At 41.8% G+C, this 19,231-nt stretch carries 18 protein-coding genes and 1 other RNA gene; 15 read left to right on the forward strand and 4 right to left on the reverse strand.

Annotation, left to right across the window (positions count from 1 at the left end; all coding sequences use genetic code 11):
- Positions 1-31 precede the first annotated feature (31 nt).
- On the forward strand, positions 32-952 hold the full coding sequence (locus tag N477_RS19400) for a hypothetical protein (RefSeq protein ID WP_063363011.1): 921 nt from the start codon (positions 32-34) through the stop codon (positions 950-952).
- Positions 953-1,216: 264 nt separating this feature from the next.
- Here N477_RS19400 and ssrA read toward each other — a convergent pair.
- From ssrA to N477_RS19415, 3 genes are all read right to left on the reverse strand, one after another.
- Positions 1,217-1,574: a transfer-messenger RNA gene (gene ssrA, locus N477_RS19405) on the reverse strand.
- A gap of 189 nt (positions 1,575-1,763) precedes the next feature.
- The gene (locus N477_RS19410; protein ID WP_063363012.1) at positions 1,764-2,420 is read right to left on the reverse strand and encodes a hypothetical protein; all 657 of its coding nucleotides are present in this window, start codon (positions 2,418-2,420) and stop codon (positions 1,764-1,766) included.
- 50 nt (positions 2,421-2,470) lie between these two features.
- A complete protein-coding gene (locus N477_RS19415) occupies positions 2,471-2,968 on the reverse strand; it encodes a hypothetical protein (protein ID WP_063363013.1) in 498 nt (165 codons plus the stop codon).
- A 217-nt stretch (positions 2,969-3,185) separates the two neighbouring features.
- Here N477_RS19415 and N477_RS19420 point away from each other — a divergent pair, with 217 nt between their 5' ends.
- The 3 genes from N477_RS19420 to N477_RS19430 all read left to right on the forward strand — a co-directional run bounded on the left by N477_RS19420 (position 3,186) and on the right by N477_RS19430 (position 5,307).
- On the forward strand, positions 3,186-4,103 hold the full coding sequence (locus tag N477_RS19420) for an ADP-ribosylglycohydrolase family protein (RefSeq protein ID WP_063363014.1): 918 nt from the start codon (positions 3,186-3,188) through the stop codon (positions 4,101-4,103).
- Between the two features lie 334 nt (positions 4,104-4,437).
- A complete protein-coding gene (locus N477_RS19425) occupies positions 4,438-4,731 on the forward strand; it encodes a Bor family protein (RefSeq protein ID WP_063363015.1) in 294 nt (97 codons plus the stop codon).
- A gap of 198 nt (positions 4,732-4,929) precedes the next feature.
- Positions 4,930-5,307, forward strand: a complete 378-nt coding sequence (locus N477_RS19430) for a hypothetical protein (protein ID WP_063363016.1) — start codon at positions 4,930-4,932, stop codon at positions 5,305-5,307.
- A 61-nt stretch (positions 5,308-5,368) separates the two neighbouring features.
- Here the strand turns inward: N477_RS19430 and N477_RS26150 are convergent, their stop codons facing one another.
- Positions 5,369-5,545, reverse strand: coding sequence for a hypothetical protein (locus N477_RS26150; protein ID WP_155731964.1), 177 nt, complete (start codon positions 5,543-5,545; stop codon positions 5,369-5,371).
- Between the two features lie 384 nt (positions 5,546-5,929).
- Between N477_RS26150 and N477_RS19435 the strand changes: the two genes are divergently transcribed.
- From N477_RS19435 to N477_RS19485, 11 genes are all read left to right on the forward strand, one after another.
- The gene (locus N477_RS19435; protein WP_063363017.1) at positions 5,930-6,979 is read left to right on the forward strand and encodes an energy transducer TonB; all 1,050 of its coding nucleotides are present in this window, start codon (positions 5,930-5,932) and stop codon (positions 6,977-6,979) included.
- A 189-nt stretch (positions 6,980-7,168) separates the two neighbouring features.
- Complete coding sequence (locus N477_RS19440) at positions 7,169-8,056, forward strand: ABC transporter six-transmembrane domain-containing protein (protein ID WP_063363018.1); 888 nt, start codon at positions 7,169-7,171, stop codon at positions 8,054-8,056.
- Positions 8,046-9,218 carry an efflux RND transporter periplasmic adaptor subunit gene (locus N477_RS19445; protein WP_063363019.1) on the forward strand — a complete coding sequence of 391 codons (1,173 nt, stop codon included), beginning with the start codon at positions 8,046-8,048 and terminating at the stop codon, positions 9,216-9,218. Before N477_RS19440 ends, N477_RS19445 begins: the two co-directional genes overlap by 11 nt.
- Positions 9,202-12,294 (forward strand): efflux RND transporter permease subunit, encoded by a 3,093-nt coding sequence (locus N477_RS19450; RefSeq protein WP_063363020.1) that lies wholly within the window; start codon positions 9,202-9,204, stop codon positions 12,292-12,294. The genes N477_RS19445 and N477_RS19450 overlap by 17 nt, the downstream gene beginning before the upstream one ends.
- A gap of 81 nt (positions 12,295-12,375) precedes the next feature.
- On the forward strand, positions 12,376-13,275 hold the full coding sequence (locus N477_RS19455) for a helix-turn-helix transcriptional regulator (protein WP_063363138.1): 900 nt from the start codon (positions 12,376-12,378) through the stop codon (positions 13,273-13,275).
- A gap of 84 nt (positions 13,276-13,359) precedes the next feature.
- Positions 13,360-13,578, forward strand: coding sequence for a DUF6500 family protein (locus N477_RS19460; RefSeq protein WP_039609151.1), 219 nt, complete (start codon positions 13,360-13,362; stop codon positions 13,576-13,578).
- Between the two features lie 234 nt (positions 13,579-13,812).
- Entirely contained in the window at positions 13,813-15,999 is a 2,187-nt protein-coding gene (locus N477_RS19465; RefSeq protein ID WP_063363021.1) for an OsmC domain/YcaO domain-containing protein, read from the forward strand.
- A 196-nt stretch (positions 16,000-16,195) separates the two neighbouring features.
- Positions 16,196-17,242 carry a S66 family peptidase gene (locus tag N477_RS19470; protein WP_063363022.1) on the forward strand — a complete coding sequence of 349 codons (1,047 nt, stop codon included), beginning with the start codon at positions 16,196-16,198 and terminating at the stop codon, positions 17,240-17,242.
- 86 nt (positions 17,243-17,328) lie between these two features.
- The gene (locus N477_RS19475) at positions 17,329-18,219 is read left to right on the forward strand and encodes a helix-turn-helix domain-containing protein (RefSeq protein ID WP_063363023.1); all 891 of its coding nucleotides are present in this window, start codon (positions 17,329-17,331) and stop codon (positions 18,217-18,219) included.
- Between the two features lie 106 nt (positions 18,220-18,325).
- Positions 18,326-18,616: a hypothetical protein gene (locus tag N477_RS19480; RefSeq protein ID WP_063363024.1), complete on the forward strand. Its 291-nt coding sequence runs from the start codon at positions 18,326-18,328 to the stop codon at positions 18,614-18,616.
- A gap of 71 nt (positions 18,617-18,687) precedes the next feature.
- Complete coding sequence (locus N477_RS19485) at positions 18,688-19,221, forward strand: RNA 2'-phosphotransferase (RefSeq protein ID WP_063363025.1); 534 nt, start codon at positions 18,688-18,690, stop codon at positions 19,219-19,221.
- The last annotated feature ends 10 nt before the right edge of the window (positions 19,222-19,231 follow it).

Here is a 19,231-nt window from a genome sequence, read left to right on the forward strand (position 1 = left end):
AAGGCATGTCATTCAACAGGGGAGTACATGTATGGATTGGTTATCTGGCACAGATTCGTTTGTCAGTATTATTGCGGGAGCAATAGCTATTTATGCGGCATTTCATCACTGGCGTAAAAAGAAAAACGCACTAAATCAAAAATTAGAAAATAACATATGCCCAGCACAACGGTTTTTAGACTTGTTTGAGGCACATGGCGTTGCAAAAAGCCAAATACCGGCATTTTTTGGTCGAGGCCTAACAATATCTGACTGCTCATCACCGATAAAATTGCTGGATAAGCTTACTGATGAATTATTAAAAGACGCGGCAACCTTGTTTGCAGTCAATATAGAGTGGCTTTATGGCACAACTGGCGAGGTGTATAAGATACACCAGTTCTATAAGCATCCTGAGTATTGTAAGGATTTTGTTAATTCACTTAAGAGCGAAGGCCGTGACCTTACTTGCTATGCGTTATGGCCAAATAAAAATCTTACGTTCTCAGATTCCAAGTCAGCAATTGTGATGATGGAAGAGGTAGGTTGTATAAATGAGCGGCCAATTCATCGGCTGCATATCTTGGGTGGCTGGGTTCATAGCTACTGGAAATGCCGAGGCTATTATGCGGCTTGCACCTCAATCATAATGAATAATGATATTAGGGTATTTGGCAAAACAATTGAAGTTGAGCTCCTTACTCACATAGCGAATGGAACGCGGCTACCAGCTTATAACTTTGACGATAGCTTATTTGACTTTACATTAGGGGAGTCATGGTTGGCTGATGATTTCATTGATAATCCCGAATGCTACTTACAGGGCATATCGCCCGAGACGGATAACTTTGGATTGCATGCTGCTACAGACCTGTGGCTGAACCTAGAAGAGCAGGGACACTTAATTGTCACAAAGTACTCAAACCCTGAGTATGTCAGAGCATTATTTCATAAGTTTGAAGTTAGAGAGTGACCTACGTCAGTGATTGGTTGGATGCTGACTTGGAGAACAATAAGTAGCTTTGAAATTGAATATAAACCAGCAGGCTTTTATCAGGCGTCGAATTGTTTTATCTGAAACTGTAGCTGTCCTAACTTGAGCTTAATAAATGTGGTTTAGAAAGGTACATATACGAGATCCCAAAGGCTGTTGTGGATGGAAATTGGACACTTTCCATTAGGCACAAAAAAGCCAGTTAAAGAAACTCTCTAACTGGCTGTTTTATAACACTTAATGTGGTGGAGCTGGGGGGATTTGAACCCCCGTCCAGAAAGCGTCGACCCTCGGTCCTACATGTTTAGTATCGTCTATTGGTTAACCTTTAAATCTCGGACGAACACGATAAGTAAAGGCGAGGCCGCTTATATTTAGCCCTTCAACCCCGGCCAGGGTTTCCGTAGCGATCTTATGTAGGGTGACACTCCAAATCCAGAACCACAAGCATTTCTTGGAGGAGTGCTAGCGGGCTTATTATGCCGCTAGAGCGTAGTTATCGTCGTTTGCGATTACTTTAAATGCGGCTTTTTTACGAGGCCAACCGCCCCTCGACATGCACCTCAGGCTTCATGAATCCTGTCGAATCCTAATCAGCCCCTGAAATCTTTCATTCAGTACATAACAGTTTACTTATAATGCTAAGTTAAGCTGTTATTTTCGGGCATTGTAGCCCTAATATATTGGCTTAGCAATAGTTTTTATGGCTTTTATGTGACGCTCGCGGTTAGTTGCCGATTAACTAACCGCTTTGTTTGTAAAGTATCCTGAACTCTGTCTGTTCATGCCATTAATGTAATGCATGCTGTTTAAACCGACTATGCCAATCTACTTGGTTGAGTTGTGAAAGCTGCTCGTCGCTTAATATTTGTGCCAGTTGCTCGGTTTTTAGTTGGTTAAGGCTCTGGATTTGTGAGGTAAAGTCTGCAAATGTGGGGTAAGCGTCGGTATCAGCAATGACATAGGCGGCTTCTACAAAGTTGTCTCGTAAAATTGAGAATACTTGCTGTTGCTGGCTTTGTGTTAATGCATTGCTTTTGGTTAAATGCTCGACCATCATGGTGGCTTTTTTATCTGAGTCGGTGTGTAAAGTGGGTAAGTACTTTTCTTGCCACTGGGTTCTGCCTGCTAAAAACTCTTTTTCTACTCTGTCTTCATCTGAAAGTGGTGTTTGGTTTGTTTTTGGCTTTTGAGTTTTAGTGATTTTTTGGTCAGTAAAAGCGTGTTGTGATTGCTCCAGTGTAAGTAGACGGTTTTGTATATCTGCCAGCTCTGCATCTAAATTTGATTCGGATGGGCTTTGCTTCTGTGATTTTAATGCTAACTGTGACTCAAGGTTTGCGATCCGCTCGGAGAGTGCGGTTAACTCAAGCTGGGCTGCTATATTTGCGAGCAGCAAGATAAAAGTGAGTAGAATAAACAAGTATTGGGTTTTGGTGTATGTCATATTTGCTTCCTAATAGGTATCAGCCCAATTAAGCTGATACCTGAATGGGGTTATTTACCGTAGCCTTCCTCTTTTTGATAGGTATACCCACCGGAGTGTGTTGCATTTAGCATCTCAGTTACACTGGTAGTATAAAAGTGATTAATGAGTTCGCTGTGATAGCCGCGATAGATAGTTTTGGCTTGAGATCGAGTGGTATAGCCCTCAGTACTTTCATATTCATAGCCTAACGACTTAATATTTAATGCTTCATTGAGATCCGATGTATAAAAGTGATTGCCCCCAGGGCCTGCATCGGGGTTGTGCATACGATAAAATGCTTTATCAGCATCGTTGTCATCATAGCTGACTAAAACCACAGCAATACCCTCATAAGTAAATCCGCCAGAGTGTGTCGCGTTAAGCATGTCTGTCACATTGGTTGTATAGAAGTGATTTCCATGTTTGTAGGCTCGATATAATGTTTTGTCAGCAGCGAGAGTCGATAAGCTGGTTGTGGCTAACAGGGCGCTTAGTAATAAAGCAACTTTTTTGGTTTTTATGTTCATCTTCATTCCTTGTATTTATCTAATTAGGGGTAATACCCAAAACGATAATAACATTTAAAATACATCCATTAATATTAAATTTACATTTGGGTGGGTGTTGGGTATTTAAGTCATTGAAGGATCGAGAGGTTTTAAAGTGCTTTCATTCAGTATTCAGCTAAAATTAGGTATTAATTTTAATTGTCTAGCCTGTTATGAAAACCTTTGGAGCCCATACATGATAGAAAAAAGCCAGTTTGTAGGTTGTTTTAAGGGCCTTGCTATTGGTGATGCTTTGGCGGCTTCCTATGAAGGTGGGCCAATTGAGCGTCTGCTTTGGCGCTTTTTAGGTAGAACAAAAACAGGACAAAGAAGGTATACAGACGATACGCAAATGTCTATAGATATTGCCCAGTCTTTTTTAACATGCAAACACCTTGATCAAACACATTTGGCGCAAACTTTTGCGAGTAGTTATAAGTGGTCTCGCGGATATGGGCCCAGTGCAGCTAACTTGCTCAAAGGTATTAAAAATGGCGAGTCTTGGGAGAAGCTAAATCGGAAAAAGTTTGCTGAAGGCTCTATGGGTAATGGTGCTGCAATGCGAGCGCCAATAGTCGCTTTGTGTAGTTTAAGTTGTGATGACGGACTTGTGGGTTATGTATCTAAGAGCGCGGAGATCACCCATGCTCACCCTCAAGCCATAGAGGGGGCACAGCTTATTGCACACGCAACACGCTTAGCATTGATAGGTGTAGAAAATGTTGGCATTTTGCAGACCCTATGTGCCAGTGCCGTAACGCCGATTTATAAGCTTAAGCTCAGTAAATGCCTTGAGTTTGTTGTCAGTGGCAAAGCACAGCCAGTCCAAGTGATAAAGGCCGAACTTGGTAATGGTATACTGGCAAGCGAGTCTTGCGTTACCGCTCTTTATTTTGCGTTTATGTATAGGCGCTTGGCATTTTCTGAAATGCTGCAAGCGATTTGTGATTTAGGGGGGGATGCCGACACAATTGCAGCAATGGCGGGCGCAATATGGGGGGCCTGTAATGGTGGTTTGTCGCTGATTGAATACGATAATCAAATTGAAGATTTAGCCACAATAGAACAGTTAGCAAGCAGTATTTATTTTCGTTATGAAGAGATGTCACAGTGAGTAGGTTACTGTGTTTTGAAGTTGCTGATTAACAAACTATCAATCGCATTATTGATTTCATACCTATTGAGTTTTTGCTTGATATATATAATCCACTCTATCGTATCACTCCATTTATCTATGTTATCTGTTTGTATTAAGTCATGTGGTTTTGCTTGATATGTGAGCAATAATGTGTATTTTAAACTAATTTATTCAAAAATACAGTTTCTTACAAATTTCCAGATTAATTAATGTTACTGTGCGCGCCCTGTTTCAAGTTAGCACGAATACTTAGTCATTGGTTGAAAGCTTATTTGATTCAGTACTTAGCAATATTACACTTGGGATTAATATGAAAACTAAAGTTATGGGCGCTATTTTTGCAGCGTCACTTTTATCGGGCTGTGCAGCTCAAACATTTAATGTAAATGGTTCTACAAGTACTAAGCCAACGGTTCAAGAGACACAAACGTTCTTCATCAGTGGTTTAGGGCAAGAGCAAGTCATCGATGCTGCTGCTGTATGTAATGGCGCTGAAAATGTGATTAAAGTGGAAGCTCAACATACGTTTTTAAATGGCCTAGCGAGTATGATCTCATTTGGTCTTTATACACCGCGTGATGCAAAGGTGTATTGTAAAGCTTAAGCTCTTCATTTTAGTGAGTGAGCACTTTTGTTTATAAGAGCCTTATGGCTCTTTTTTTATTTGCATATTTAATCGTAAGCTAATTAATTTATAGACAGTATTTACTTTTTATTACTAAAAGCACTAAAGTTGGTTTTTTAACTCGTTTTGATATTTAGAGTGAGTACTAATTACACTCTTTTAAAGCAGGGAATGTGTATGAATTATTGGGTTTTTGCAGCAGGTATATTGGCGTTATTGACAGCGATGATACATATTATTGCTGGGCAGTTAGATCCGATCAGGCCATTTTTAAAATCCAAGTTAGACAAAGTCGTAAAAGCGACCTTATTGGCTTGTTGGCATATGATATCTTTATTACTACTTGTAAGTGCTGCATTTTTAATTTTTGCAGGTTGGCAAATGCAGCCTGATTTGCAGCTATTTGTTCAAGTCGTGGCATCCTTATATATTGGTTTCTCCATTATATTTATCACAGTTGGGGGTTATTTCTTTAAATTTCAAGCTATGTTGAAATTGCCGCAGTGGACACTTCTTTTGCCTGTTGGCTGCTTAGCGTTTTATGGGGTCTATTAACTCCTAAATACATGATAAAAAAGCCACGATAACGCAGTGGCTTTAGCAGCTTTCTAGACGATTATTGGCAATAACGGCTGTAACAAGTACCTTGCGAGCAACACGCTAATGTATTGCCAAAGCAATTAGTCCTGCCTGTATTACAGCCACCTGCAACATCCGGAGTTTGCGCGTTAGGTAATTCTTGTGTGTTTTTACTCAGGTCTTTAATGCGTTTTTTATCAAGTGTTAGTTTCATAATGCTTCCTTTTATCTTATCCAAACTTGTTGAGGGTGTTTTTACTTTTTGTACACCTATGTACATAAAGTAAGTCTGAGCATATGTGTAAAACCTAAATAACTCTAATGAAAATTTATCATGTTTTTTAGATTAATTACTTTAAATTTCTCAGTTGCTTACCTGTGTCATGGCTTGTTATTACTCCTTTTAAAAAGTCGACTTACCTAAAAAAGGTTCATGTTGTGTTTATTTCTATTGTTGCATTATGAGAAAATAAAAGTGCTTGTAGCCACATGTTGAAATCTTGAGATGTAACGACACTTATTAGATACTTTTTACAACATTTACCTGATAAGTCTCCTGTACTTAGCCGTGGCTTTGTTTTAATCAATAAGGAAGAATATGAATTTAATTTCTGCAATGTTGTTATCAGTTGCTTCATCTCAAGCGGGGGAGCAATCTATTGATGAGACTAACGACGTGTTAAAAGGAACTATTATAAATGCTGTGCCGGTTGAAAAGGCGCCTCCTTATTTTCCAACGCGTGCTGCAAACCAGGGACGTGAGGGATGGGTACAGCTGAGTTATGTTGTTAACGAAAAGGGGGAAGTGGAGTCCGCCGTTGTAGAAAAGTCGTCAGGATATGGCATATTTGAACGTGCAGCCCTTAGAGCTGTTGAAAAATGGACATTTGAGCCTGCACTGCAAAACAATAAGCCGGTTAAGCAATGTCAAAACCAAGTGCACATGAACTTTCATTTGGCCGGTGTAAACCGTACAGTCACTCGTCAGTTTTTGCGTCGTTACAAGGCCGTTGTTGCAAAAATTGATGCAAATGAACTAGATGATGTCCCTGCACTTTTACAAGAAATGGAATCGAAAGGGCTACAAAACCTGACAGAGGATAGTTATTTTTGGGTTGCTAAAGCAAGGTTTTACAACGTAAAAGCAAACAAACTAAAGGAGTTGCAAGCGATTGAGCAGGTAATGTTGTTTGGTGAAGGAGTTGTAAAAGAACAAATTTATAATGCCTTGTTAGCACGTGCTACTTTATTAAATATTGAACAAAACAGATTTGAAAATGCGTTGGAGACATACGCGCTTTTATCTAAATCGAAAAAGGCAGAAAAAGCAACGAGCCAACTTGCCCCTTACATCGACAAATTAAAGGAATTTATTGCTGATGAAAGCAAACACATCTGGGTTAAAGGGCAAGTTGAAAAGTCCTTATGGGTTCATAAACTCGTTAGAAATGCATTCTCTATTTCTGATATTCAAGGCAATTTGAACACTCTAGAAGTGAGATGTGATAACCAGTTTTCAACTTATGAGGTCAAAACAGGCTTACAGTGGAATATTCCTAAAAGTTGGCAAGGTTGCCAAGTCTATGTGTACGGAGAGCAAGGCGCATCATTTAACCTCGTTGAAACGGCTGCTGCAAAAAAGGTCTAGCAGGTTTGTCTTAGTATAAAGATAAATTTATTAATAATCGGCGCGCTTAAATTATGAGCGCGCCTGATATCCCGCACTCTTATTTAAAGACAGCTTTTCTTGTTGTGAGATTTAAAAACAGCAAGTGAGGACACTTTTTACTTCCTCTAATTGGTCATACTGCGCGTTAGTAGTACTTAGGAGCGCGTTATGTCCAATCAAAATTCTATATCACTGTATTCAGTCGTCAGGTTAAGCCCAATAAAGGTGGCGATAACTTGGTTAATGGTGATAGCAGAAAATATCCTGCTTATTTTACTTCCTTTATTAATTGGGTATGCCATTGATGGTGTGCTGTCAAAAGACTTTCAGCCGTTAGTGGTCTTTGCCGCTTGTTTATTTGGTTTGGTGGTCGTGAGCGTGATACGCCGATTTTACGACACACGGGTATATGGGGGCATTCGCGTTAAGTTGGCCGAGACGGTTGCGCATAATTTACGTGGCGCTGATATCTCTGCCAAAAATGCACGCCTTTTGATGTCCAGAGAGCTGGTGGATTTTTTAGAAAATGATTTACCCGCATTGATGACTGCGGGGATCCAACTGGTTTCAATTGTGATCATACTCGCGACATTTCACAGCTACTTTGCCTTGAGTGTATTAGCGGCCAGCTGTGTGATGTTGATGGTGTACGGATTTTGCCATGGTACTTTTAAACGTCTCAACGGCAAGTTGAACGACCAAACAGAGCAGCAGGTGCATATCTTAAGTCACAAGCCTTTTGCAGCTTTAAGCGCCCACCTAGAAAAACTCAAAAAGCATGAAATTGAACTCTCTGATACCGAGGCACTGGTATATGGCTTGATATTTTCACTGTTGTTTGTATCAGTACTTGGCAATTTATGGCTGGTGAATATGTTGCCAAACCCTTCCACAGGCGACGTATTTTCGATTCTTACTTATTCGTTGGAATTTGTTGATACAGCAATCATGTTGCCCGTAACACTGCAGGTATTGTCCCGCTTAGATGAAATTACACAGCGCTTAAATCGAAACGAATTGGCACTCAATGATAAGGAAGCAAGCTATGAAGTATAAAAAAATAATGGCGATATCGGCAGGGCTATTTTCGATATTTGTCGCACTGGTGATTGTTGATGAATTGACTGTTGAAGCAAAGTCTACCGTTGTCAAAGAACCAGCGAAACAACCAGTCTCAACAGTGACCGTTGTGGCAAAGGCACATCATCCTGAAGTGACGCTCATAGGCAATACAAGGGCGCGTTTTTTGACGCAATTGAAAGTAACCAGTGACGGCCAGCTAGCTTGGCTAGATACGCACTTGGAACCAGGTAACTTAATTAAAGCGCAGACGCTGTTAGCCAAATTGGATATGACGCATCTAAAGTCTGAACTGGCAGAGGCAAAAAGCCGTGTTGAGCATGCCAAACTTGAATTAGAGCGTCAGCTGCATGAGCAGTCGGTTGCATTGAGTATGCTGTCGCCGAATAATCAAAGTCCATTCGCCAAAAGAGAGCAACAAGTCGCAGCTGCAAAATCAGATTTAATACAAGCAGAGCAAGCACTTAAAAGTACTGAAAAGCGAGTGCATGAAGCAAAAGTGAGTGCGCCATTTGATGCCGTTATTTTATCAAGGCTTGTAAGTCCAAATGATTGGTTAAGTGCAGGAGAGGCTTTGTTTGAAGTGGCAGCAAGCGACAGCATAGATGTGATTGTGCCGGTGTCTGAGCCTGTTTGGCAAACACTACAAGGCAAGCTTAAAGATAAAAAAATAACAATGCATGTCACAGATCGTACTAATAAACGCTGGCCGGCCTCGCTCAGGTATATTGCGCCCAATTTGGACGTAACCACTCGGCAGCGCCAAGTCGTTCTGCAAGTTGCTAATCCTTATGAACAGCCTACTGCGCTTTTACCAAATCAACCAGTGCAGGTGAGCATGGCATTTTCAGAGCCTGTTTTATCTTATCAAGTGCCGCAAAGCGCGGTGACGAGAGACGGATATGTTTGGACGCTAGGTATTGATAATACATTACAAAAAGAAGCCATTGAGGTGCTTTCTAAAAGCTCAGGTGCTGTGCATATTCGCTTCGAAAAAAGCAGTGAGAATCCCAAGCAAGTGGTTGTTTATCCTTTACTGAGCATGATAGCTGGCACACATGTTGAGCCGATATCACAGGGTATGCAATTAGCAGACAGCACAGGTGCGGGGGAGGTGTCTGATGAACTGGCTCACTAAATGGTTTATTGATAATACGGTTGCGGCAAACTTGTTGATGTTTGCCATTATTGCCAGTGGCATTTTAGCACTTGGGCAACTGCGGGTTGAGTCTTTTCCGCAAATCCCAGCGTCGACGATTTCAGTGTCTGTGTCGTACCCAGGTGGCAGTGCCGAGCAAATTGATGCGGGGATCACTCAGCGCGTTGAAGAGGCGATTAGCGGTATAGCCGGTGTGAAACAAGTGGTGAGTGAGTCCAGTGCAGGGAGCTCAACGGTAAGCATTCGTAAAACACCTGATACGGATATCGAACAGTTATTGAGTGAAGTGCGTAATCGGGTCAATGCCATTGTGGGGTTTCCGACACTGGCAGAAAGACCGATAGTCAGTAAAGACGAGTTTACTAATTTAGCGGCGTTTGTGATTGTCTCTGCGCCCAGAGCTAATGCGGATTTACAGCCAATTGCCAGGCAAATCGAAGTGGCATTGAAAAAACATTCAGATATTTCATCTGTTGATAACTGGGGCAGTCGCAGTCCGCAACTGGTGATTGAACCAGATCCAATAAAACTAGCTCAGCTTGGCTTGTCACTGGAAAGCGTGGCGGTGGCGATAGAGCAGGCTTCTTTAGAAACCAGAACTGGAGAACTTGAAAGCCAAAGTGGTCGCTTACTGCTGCGTGGTGATGGTTATGCCGATAGCACTGAACTACTAAAAAATATCCCCATTGTGGCGAATGCGCAGGGTACGGTTAAATTGTCTGATATCGCGCAGGTATATCGCGACTTTGCCCAAACCAGTTCTATTGTGCGTAATAACGGAGAAAACGCCATTGCGCTGCTGGTCAGTACCAGTCAGTCAGATAACTTGTTGCATGTGAGCAAAGCGGTCAATGACACGCTCGAACAAATGCGTAAGCACCTACCAGCTGATGTGCAGCTAAGTACCATGGCTGATATGGCTCCATACATAGAAGATCAATTATTTAGATTAGGTCACAACGCATGGCAAGGGCTGCTCATTGTGATTGTATTACTTGGTATTTTTTTAGACTTAAAATTGGCATTTTGGGTATCTGCGGGTATTCCAGTCGCGCTGTTTGGTACTTTGGGGGCATTGCAGCTGACCGATCACAGTATTAATGATATTACCTTATTTGGCTTTATTTTAGTCTTGGGTATTTTAGTCGATGATGCGGTGGTTGTCGGAGAAGCCATTCACGAAAAGCGGGGAGTACACAAAAACAGTCAACTTGCTGCATTTAAAGGCGTACAATCAGTGTCGGTGGCGACCATATTTGGCGCTTTGACAACCATCGCTGCATTTTCTCCTATGCTTTGGATAAATAATGATTTGGCAAAGCTACTAGCAGGCTTTTCAGTGGTGGTTATCCTCGCTTTGCTGTTTTCACTGATAGAGAGCAAGTTTATTTTACCTGCTCACCTGAGCACTTCGACCACGCGTCAATCCAAAAACGGGTCGTTGGTTAGTTGGGTGCAAATGCAAGCTCAGAGCTTTTTACTTACCTTAAAAAGCAAGGCTTACCAACCAGCTCTTAGCTTTGCAATGAAATATAAAATAGCCAGTTTATTGTTCTTCTGTGCGTTTATTATATTAGCCTATGGCATGTGGTCCACAGGGACGATCCGAAGCGCGGTTTTTCCTGAGATCCCTGGGCGTTACATTACCGCTAAGGTGTCATTGCAAGATGGCGCGCCTTTACCACTGCAAGCGAACGCGTTAAACCAATTGGAGCGCGCTGCGACGCAAATATCAGATGTCATTCAAGCAGAGCACAGACTCGAGCAGACGCCATTTGTGAATGCATTGGCTTGGTCTGATGGTTATGGCGATATTGAAATTACTTTGGAGCTTTCAAATGAAGCACTCAGTGCAGTCCCCAGTCATGAATTAACCGATAGCTGGCGTTTGCAAACTGGTGCCATCGAGGGGGCCGATTCAGTGCAATTTTCGGCATTTGAAGCACCTGCAGGTGGGACATTTGTATCGATTATTGCGCCTGAAAAAGCGCAAGCTCAGCAAGTGAGTGCACTGTTATCAGATGCATTGGCTTTGCAGTCGGGCGTATCAGATATTTATGACGACGCCAGTGGCGGGCAGTGGCAAGTACGTATCAAGTTAAATGATTATGGTCAGCAATTAGGGCTTACTCAGCAACACATCGCCCAATTTACCGGAGATGCATTTGGGCATAGAGAAATACACCGATTGCTAGATCAAGGACAAGAGACCAAGGTCATAGTGCGGTATGCACAGCAAGAGCGGCAAAGTATCGAGCAGTTAAAGCACAGCATATTGACTCTAGAGTCAGGCCATAGCGTGCGATTGGCAGATATCGCCACGCTGAGTTTTGAGCAGGTGCCAGAGACGATTTATCGACGAGAGGGCGCGGAAGTCGTCAATGTATATTGGAAGCAAAACAGGCATATCCAATCGCCAGAAGAGGTGATGTCAAATTTACAATCAGAGATAAGTCATCTGGAGCAAGCGTATCCAAGTGTAAAAATAAAAGCAGGTGGAGAGTTCGAGGAGATATCAGAGGTATCTAAAGGGTTTAAATCCGCCATGTGGATGACAGTGATCCTCATTTATATTTTATTGGCAATTCCGCTTAAATCTTATTGGCAGCCTTTGATCATTATGGCGGTGATCCCATTTGGTTTTGCTGGGGCTATTTTTGGGCATTACATTATGGACCTGCCAATTAGTTTATTGTCGATGTTTGGCATGATGGCGATGACGGGTATAGTGATTAATGACTCATTGGTGTTGATCACCCGCTTTAACTATTTATACCGAACTGGCACACCATTGAATGAGGCTTTAATTCAAGCTGGATTAAGCCGTTTTCGAGCCATATTCCTTACCACAGTGACGACGGTGTGTGGTTTGCTGCCACTGTTGTTTGAACAAGCGGAGCAGGCGCAATACTTAAAACCAGCGGCGGTGTCATTGATTTTTGGCGAGTTGTTTGCAACCTTGGTGACCTTGGTATTGATCCCCATATTGCTTGGGCTGTTTTGTCGCACACAGCCTAAAGTTCGGGTGACTGGGTTATTGCAGCAAGGTACCTAGTTACAATTGCTTACACGGTGAGATTTGCTTTTCCTTGAAGAGCGCGAGATAGTTGCGGCATTCGTCACAATTATCTCGCTTATGTCTGATCAAAAACCAACGCCGTTTGTATTAGTGCCTGAGTACGCGTTGCTCGACGCTTTGCCTGAAAACGTGCAAACTCGTTTTGCTACTGCTTTGACGTTAATGCATGAAGACTTATCCTCAGGGTTAAGTTGGGAGCAGATCGCGACACAAAGTGCCATTTCGCCTTTTCATTTTCACCGTCAATTTACTGAGCTATTTAATGAAACGCCTGGGCAATATTTGAGCCGTTTACGCTTGCAGTATGTGGTGCATTACCTCTTTGCTGAGCAAGATTATAAGGTTATTGATATTGCTCATGAGTGTGGGTTTTCGTCATCTCAGTCACTGGGTAAAGCGCTTAAAAAAGCCATCGGATTAACCGCAAAACAAGTGAGGGCGCTGGGCGTCAGTGGCACCCCTCGTCAAACGGCTGAAATTATTGGCAAGCTTGCTCACCCCGCTGAGCAGGGCACGATTGAAAACAAGCTTGCAGCCAAGTTGCCTTGTGAACTGGTGTGGTATCCGCAAAGGGGAATGAAGTATTTGCCGCATGTGAGTAACGACTGGGATACGATTTTTGATACCTTTGGTGAGAAGTCGACGCGGATCATGGCGACGACGCCAATCAACCAATTAGAAAAGAGCTGGCAAGATATCGAAACCCATATTGGCGATTGGCAAGCCTCTGCATCTGAGCATACGCGAACCGTGGCTGAAGGGCACTATTTTTGCTGTGATGTGTATGTGGTGTCAGATGCGGGATACAGCGCTGCGCTGGAGCAGTTATTTAATATCATCGAGTCTCAAGGCTATCAATTGGATGAAAAGGGGCATTTGGTTGAAATCATTCGTGATATCGAAATGACAGACACAGGTGGGGTAACGTTTTCATTTCAAGTACCTGTAAAGGTGTAAAGCCGCAAAGGGTTATCTGACAGCGATTGAGAAATGGGCGCAATGCAAGTAACATGGCGAAAAATTTAAAATAATAAAAGTACTATGAGACAAAGCCTTAGAGATAAAATCATTCAAGTGTGTGAACAGAAAATTGAGAAAAAAGGAGAGGGCGTCGGAGTCTCATTTTATGCATTCTTTGCGAACAAAAATAGCGATCCCGAGCTATTGATGGAAGCGGCAACATGGTGGATCCAAACGCACCAATTAGATCATTTTGAAAAAGCACTGAAAATAAAAGAGATGGTGCAGCAGGGCGTCTAATATGCCCTCAGTTAACTTGGTGGTTTAAGTGCTCTTTTAGGGTACTTGGTTGAGTCAAAGTATGAATTTCACCCACAACTCTGCTGTTCGGGGTTAAAAGCCAACTTTATTTACTGATATTTGCAATTAACCCAAGACTAATGGCACGAAAAAGAAGATAATTGCACAGTTAAGATAATTTATTGCTGTTGGGGCGCGTTTCCGAGCAGCTGCACAAAACTGTGGAAGAATTCAATGGAAATTAAAGTTAATTTTCTCGACAACCTTAGACTTGAAGCTAAGTTTGACGATTTTAGTGTCATTGCCGATCAGCCGATCCGTTATAAAGGTGATGGTTCTGCACCGAGCCCATTCGATTATTTCTTAGCTTCATCAGCACTTTGTGCGGCTTACTTCGTGAAGGTTTACTGCGTATCTCGTGACATCCCGACAGACGGCATTCGCGTATCGCAAAACAACATTGTTGACCCAGAGAACCGCTATAACCAAATCTTTAAGATCCAAGTTGAGCTTCCTGAGAGCATTTCTGAAAAAGATAGAAAGGGCATCCTACGTTCAATCGACCGTTGTACGGTGAAAAAGGTCATTCAAACGGGCCCTGATTTTCAAATTGAAGATGTTGAAAGCTTAGACGATGATGCGCAAGCTATGTTGATGGTGAATCCTGAGCAAGATGCTAATACATTCATTCTTGGTAAAGATCTGCCATTAGAACAAACGATTGCCAATATGACGGGTATTTTGTCTGATTTGGGTATGAAGATTGAAGTGGCGTCATGGCGCAACATCGTGCCAAATGTGTGGTCACTGCATATCAGAGATGCGGCGTCGCAAATGTGTTTCACCAACGGTAAAGGTGCGACGAAAGAAAGCGCACTTTGCTCTGCTCTGGGTGAATTTATCGAGCGTTTGAACTGCAACTTCTTCTACAATGACCAATTTTTCGGTGAAGAAATCGCAAACAGCGACTTTGTACACTATCCAAATGAAAAGTGGTTTAAGCCGGGTCCAAACGATGAATTACCGAGCGAGATTTTGGACGAATACACGCGCGATGTGTATGACGCAGAGGGCGAATTGAAGGGCTCAAACCTGATAGATACAAACTCTGGTAATGTTGAGCGTGGTATTTGCTCAATTCCATATACGCGTCACTCTGATGGTGAAACGGTTTACTTCCCGTCAAACCTAATTGAAAACATGTTCTTAAGTAACGGCATGAGTGCGGGCAACAACATGGCAGAAGCCAAGGTACAATGTTTGTCTGAAATCTTTGAGCGTGCAGTTAAAAAGCAAATTATAGAACAAGAAATTGTATTACCAGATGTACCTGAAGAGGTGCTTGCTAAATACCCAGGTATCGTAGACGGTATCAAGGGGCTTGAAGCGCAAGGCTTCCCAGTAGTGGTCAAAGATGCGTCATTAGGGGGTCAGTTCCCAGTGATGTGTGTGACGCTGATGAATCCAAAAACAGGGGGTGTATTTGCATCATTTGGTGCACATCCAAGTTTAGAAGTCGCGTTGGAGCGCAGTTTAACTGAGCTACTGCAAGGTCGTAGTTTCGAGGGCTTAAACGATGTACCTCGTCCAACTTTTAACAGTATGGCAGTCTCTGAGCCAGAAAACTTTGTTGAGCACTTTATTGATTCAACCGGTGTGATCTCATGGCGCTTCTTTAGTGCGAAGAAAGACTATGACTTTGTTGAGTGGGATTTCTCAGGCACAAACGAAGAAGAGTGTGACAAGCTATTTGGTATCTTAAAAGATCTTGGTAAAGAAGCATATATTGCTGAGTTTACAGATTTAGGTGTGGCTTGCCGTATTCTTGTACCGGGCTATTCAGAAGTATATCCAGCTGAAGACCTTATTTGGGATAACACCAATAAAGCACTGCAGTACCGTGAAGATATTCTTAACTTACACAGACTGTCTGATGAAGAGTTGGCGGATCTGGTGAATCGTTTAGAAGAAAGCCAGTTAGATAACTATACAGATATTATCACCTTGATCGGTATTGAGTTTGACGAAAATACAGTCTGGGGTCAGCTAACCATCCTAGAGCTAAAATTGCTGATTTACTTGGCGCTAGGTGACTTAGAAGAAACTATGGACTTGGTTGAGTCTTTCCTTCAATACAACGATAACACAGTTGAGCGTGGACTCTTCTATCAAGCGATGCACACAGTGCTTGAAATCGCCCTAGATGAAGAGCTAGAAATTGAAGACTATATCCATAACCTGACTCGCATGTTTGGACAAGAAAACATGGACAATGTGATTGGTTCAATCAATGGTGACGTGAAGTTTTACGGCTTAACAGAGACAAACACGCAGTTAGAAGGTCTAGATAAGCACCTTAAACTGATTGAAAGCTATACCAAGCTGCACAAAGCGCGTGCAGCCATCGCAGCGAATAAATAAGCTAAATATTAAAAAGCCCTAACTCAGTTTAGGGCTTTTACATTTCATCTATAGCCATAATCTTATCTCCTTTTATTTAGTATTAGTCTGTGCTGTTACACTGACCATTTCATCTGTTGCAATCGCTGTTCCCTTTACCTTATCAACTGATTAAGATAGACAGTATATTGAAGTTTACAGATTAAAAGGGAAGTGAATGATTAAGCCAAAGCCGTTACAAAAAGGCAGTAATATTGCCATCTTGGCACCATCCGCTGGGCTGTCTTGCGTTTTTCCACATATCTATCAAATGGGAATAAAAAACCTCACTGAAATGGGGTTTAATATCCTTGAGTACCCGACGACTAAAATGAGCGCCAAAGATGTTTTTGAGAACCCAAAAGCCCGAGCGGAAGATATTAATCGCGCCTTTGCAGATGAAAATGTACACGGCATAATTTCATTGATTGGTGGAGAAGACGCTGCGCGTATACTGAAGTATTTAGACCCTGAAATTATTCAAGCGAATCCCAAGTTATTTATGGGTTACTCTGACTTTTCTGCGGTGTCAGTGTTTTTGAATCAGTTAGGCTTAGTAACATTTAATGGGCCGTCCGTTATGGCGGAATTTGCTCAGCTGCACAATCTGTCTGACGAGTATCGAGCGTACGTTAAAGCGTTTTTGTATGGTGAACTTGTGGACGCAATCTTGCCAACGTTTTCGCATTTTTATGATGGGTATCCAGATTGGTCAGACGCTTCAACAGCTGGTCAACTAAACCCGATACAAAAGAATGTTGGGCCAAGGTTTTTTGGTGGTAATTTGGCTGATACAGACAAAGTGTCAGGGCTGCTCTTTGGTGGCTGTATTGAAGTACTCGAAATGTTAAAAGGTACGCAGTTTTGGCCTGCTGCTGATTTTTGGCAAGGTAAAGTGTTATTTCTAGAGACCTCCCAAGAGAAACCTTCCCTTGACTATGTGAAATACTGGTTGCGCAATTATGGTGTGATGGGCGTATTTGAACAATTATCTGGGTTATTGGTCGGTCGTGCTCGGGATTACAATGAAGATGAAAAAGCACAGTTGGATGAGGTGATTTTGTCTGTTGTTCGAGAAGAGTTTGAGTGCCATAGCTTGCCGATTGTCACCAATTTGGACTTTGGACATACAGATCCTCAGGTGATTTTACCGCTGGGTTGTGATTTACAGATTGATGTAAAAGCCAAGCAAATTAAATTATTGGGAAGTGCGTTTAATTCTTAAATCGTACTTCACTAACCGTAGTAAAATAGTCTAAATTAGCTGCATGTAACTTATTTGTCATTTTTCAAGGTTATAAGGCGGCAAGGATGAATACGGCAAACTATTGTCAGCAGAATATATTGGTGATCCCACAGGCATTAGGGGCACTTTCTGATGTATGCAAGCTGGCTGCATTGAACGGCTCGGCTATTTATAGCAAAGACTTAGAGCAGAACTTACTTGATATCGAGTTTTATACTAACCAGCTTTGCTTAGTCTATGTGGAGGCTGGCGCAGAGACACTCACCTGTTGGGATAATCAAGCTATTGAGCTTAGTAGTGGGCAGTCAGTTTTGCTCTGTCAGGGGCAAAACTTGCACTCTGATTTTGTACACAGTGCGCAAAATTTAAAGGCTTGGTTGGTGTTTTTTGATAGGAGCATTATCGAGCAGTTTATATTTTCTAATCAGCTCATGATGCCAAAAGGGCAGAAGCAAATTAATCCTTCAGTACACATGGAGCATAGTTTGATCAGTGGCTATTTTGAACAGCTGAGCATGTGTGTAGATGAGGGGATAGATATAACGCCTATATTAAATCTTAAACTCACTGAGCTATTGCACCTATTGCTACACGTACTGGGCGATGAGCTAGTCTCGATTTTGAATATTGCCGATCATTCTCTACCAGCGAGAAGAAACCTCAAGAGGTTACTGGAGAATAAAGCAGTGTTAAAGTTTTCAGTTGCAGATATCGCGAAACTATCTGGCCGCAGTGTTTCTGGCTTTCAAAGAGATTTTAAACAGTTGTTTAACGAGCCGCCTAAGCAATGGCTCATCAAGCAACGGGTGATGTATGCAAAAACATTGGTTGAGCAAGGGAGTTTATCCATCACAGATATCGCATTAGAAGTGGGATACACCAATATTTCTCACTTTATTAAAGCGTATAAAAGCCAGTTTGGTGAAACGCCAAAGCAAGATGGTATTAAGTTTTAACTAGAAAGTTGGTTTTGACCGAAAAACGGCATTTTTTTGTATTAGCAGCATTTAATAATTTCGTCATAGATATACTCACTACCACTTTCATAAATCGGAGCTGAGTATGTCTGTAAAAGTAATGATAGAGTGTAACCTGACACAGGGTAAAACAGGTGATTTAGACGCATTTTTATTGGCCAATGTACCTACTGTAAGAGGTTTTTTGGGGTGTGAGCGAGTAAGCATCAGTTTTGATGAGCAAAGCGCTGTGATGGTAATTGATGAAGACTGGCAAAGTGTCTCTCATCATCAAAAATACATGCAATTCATTGGTAACAATGGCGTCTTAGAGCAGCTTAAATCGTTTATGTCGGCTCCGCCAACGATTAGATATCTTCAGCTAAGTCATTACTGAGGGAATTTTAAATTAATATTTTATAAAATAGTGCTTAATTTATCCTCGTATTTAGGATAAATTAAGCACTGATGAATAATAAAAAAATATCTAAATACCTAAGTCTAGTTTTACGACATAAGCCGGAGCTAGCGAATCTTCAATTAAATAATCAAGGCTGGGCCTTAATAGATGATTTAATCAATAACTCCCATGAACACGCTTTATCTCTAGAACTTATTCAATCGATTGTTGATGCTAATGATAAACAGCGCTTTGCCATCAGCGAAGATGGCAAAATGATACGTGCTAATCAAGGGCACTCCATTGATGTTGATCTGGCATTGGAAGCCACCATACCTCCTGATATTTTATTTCATGGCACAGCAAGTCGATTTATTGAGTCAATAAAAGAGCTCGGCTTGACAAAAGGTCAAAGGCATCATGTGCATTTGACAGAGTCGAAAGACACGGCAATGAGAGTCGGTAAGCGTTACGGCAAAGCAATGTTACTGGGCATTGATGCCAAAGCAATGCGTATGCAAGGTGTAAAATTTTACAAAACGCAAAATCAAGTCTGGTTGGTTGAACATGTGCCACCAGAAAAATTACAGTTTGATTTATAAAAACACAGTA

Origin of the sequence: Pseudoalteromonas luteoviolacea H33-S (assembly GCF_001625695.1) — a bacterium.
GTDB lineage: Bacteria > Pseudomonadota > Gammaproteobacteria > Enterobacterales > Alteromonadaceae > Pseudoalteromonas > Pseudoalteromonas luteoviolacea_B.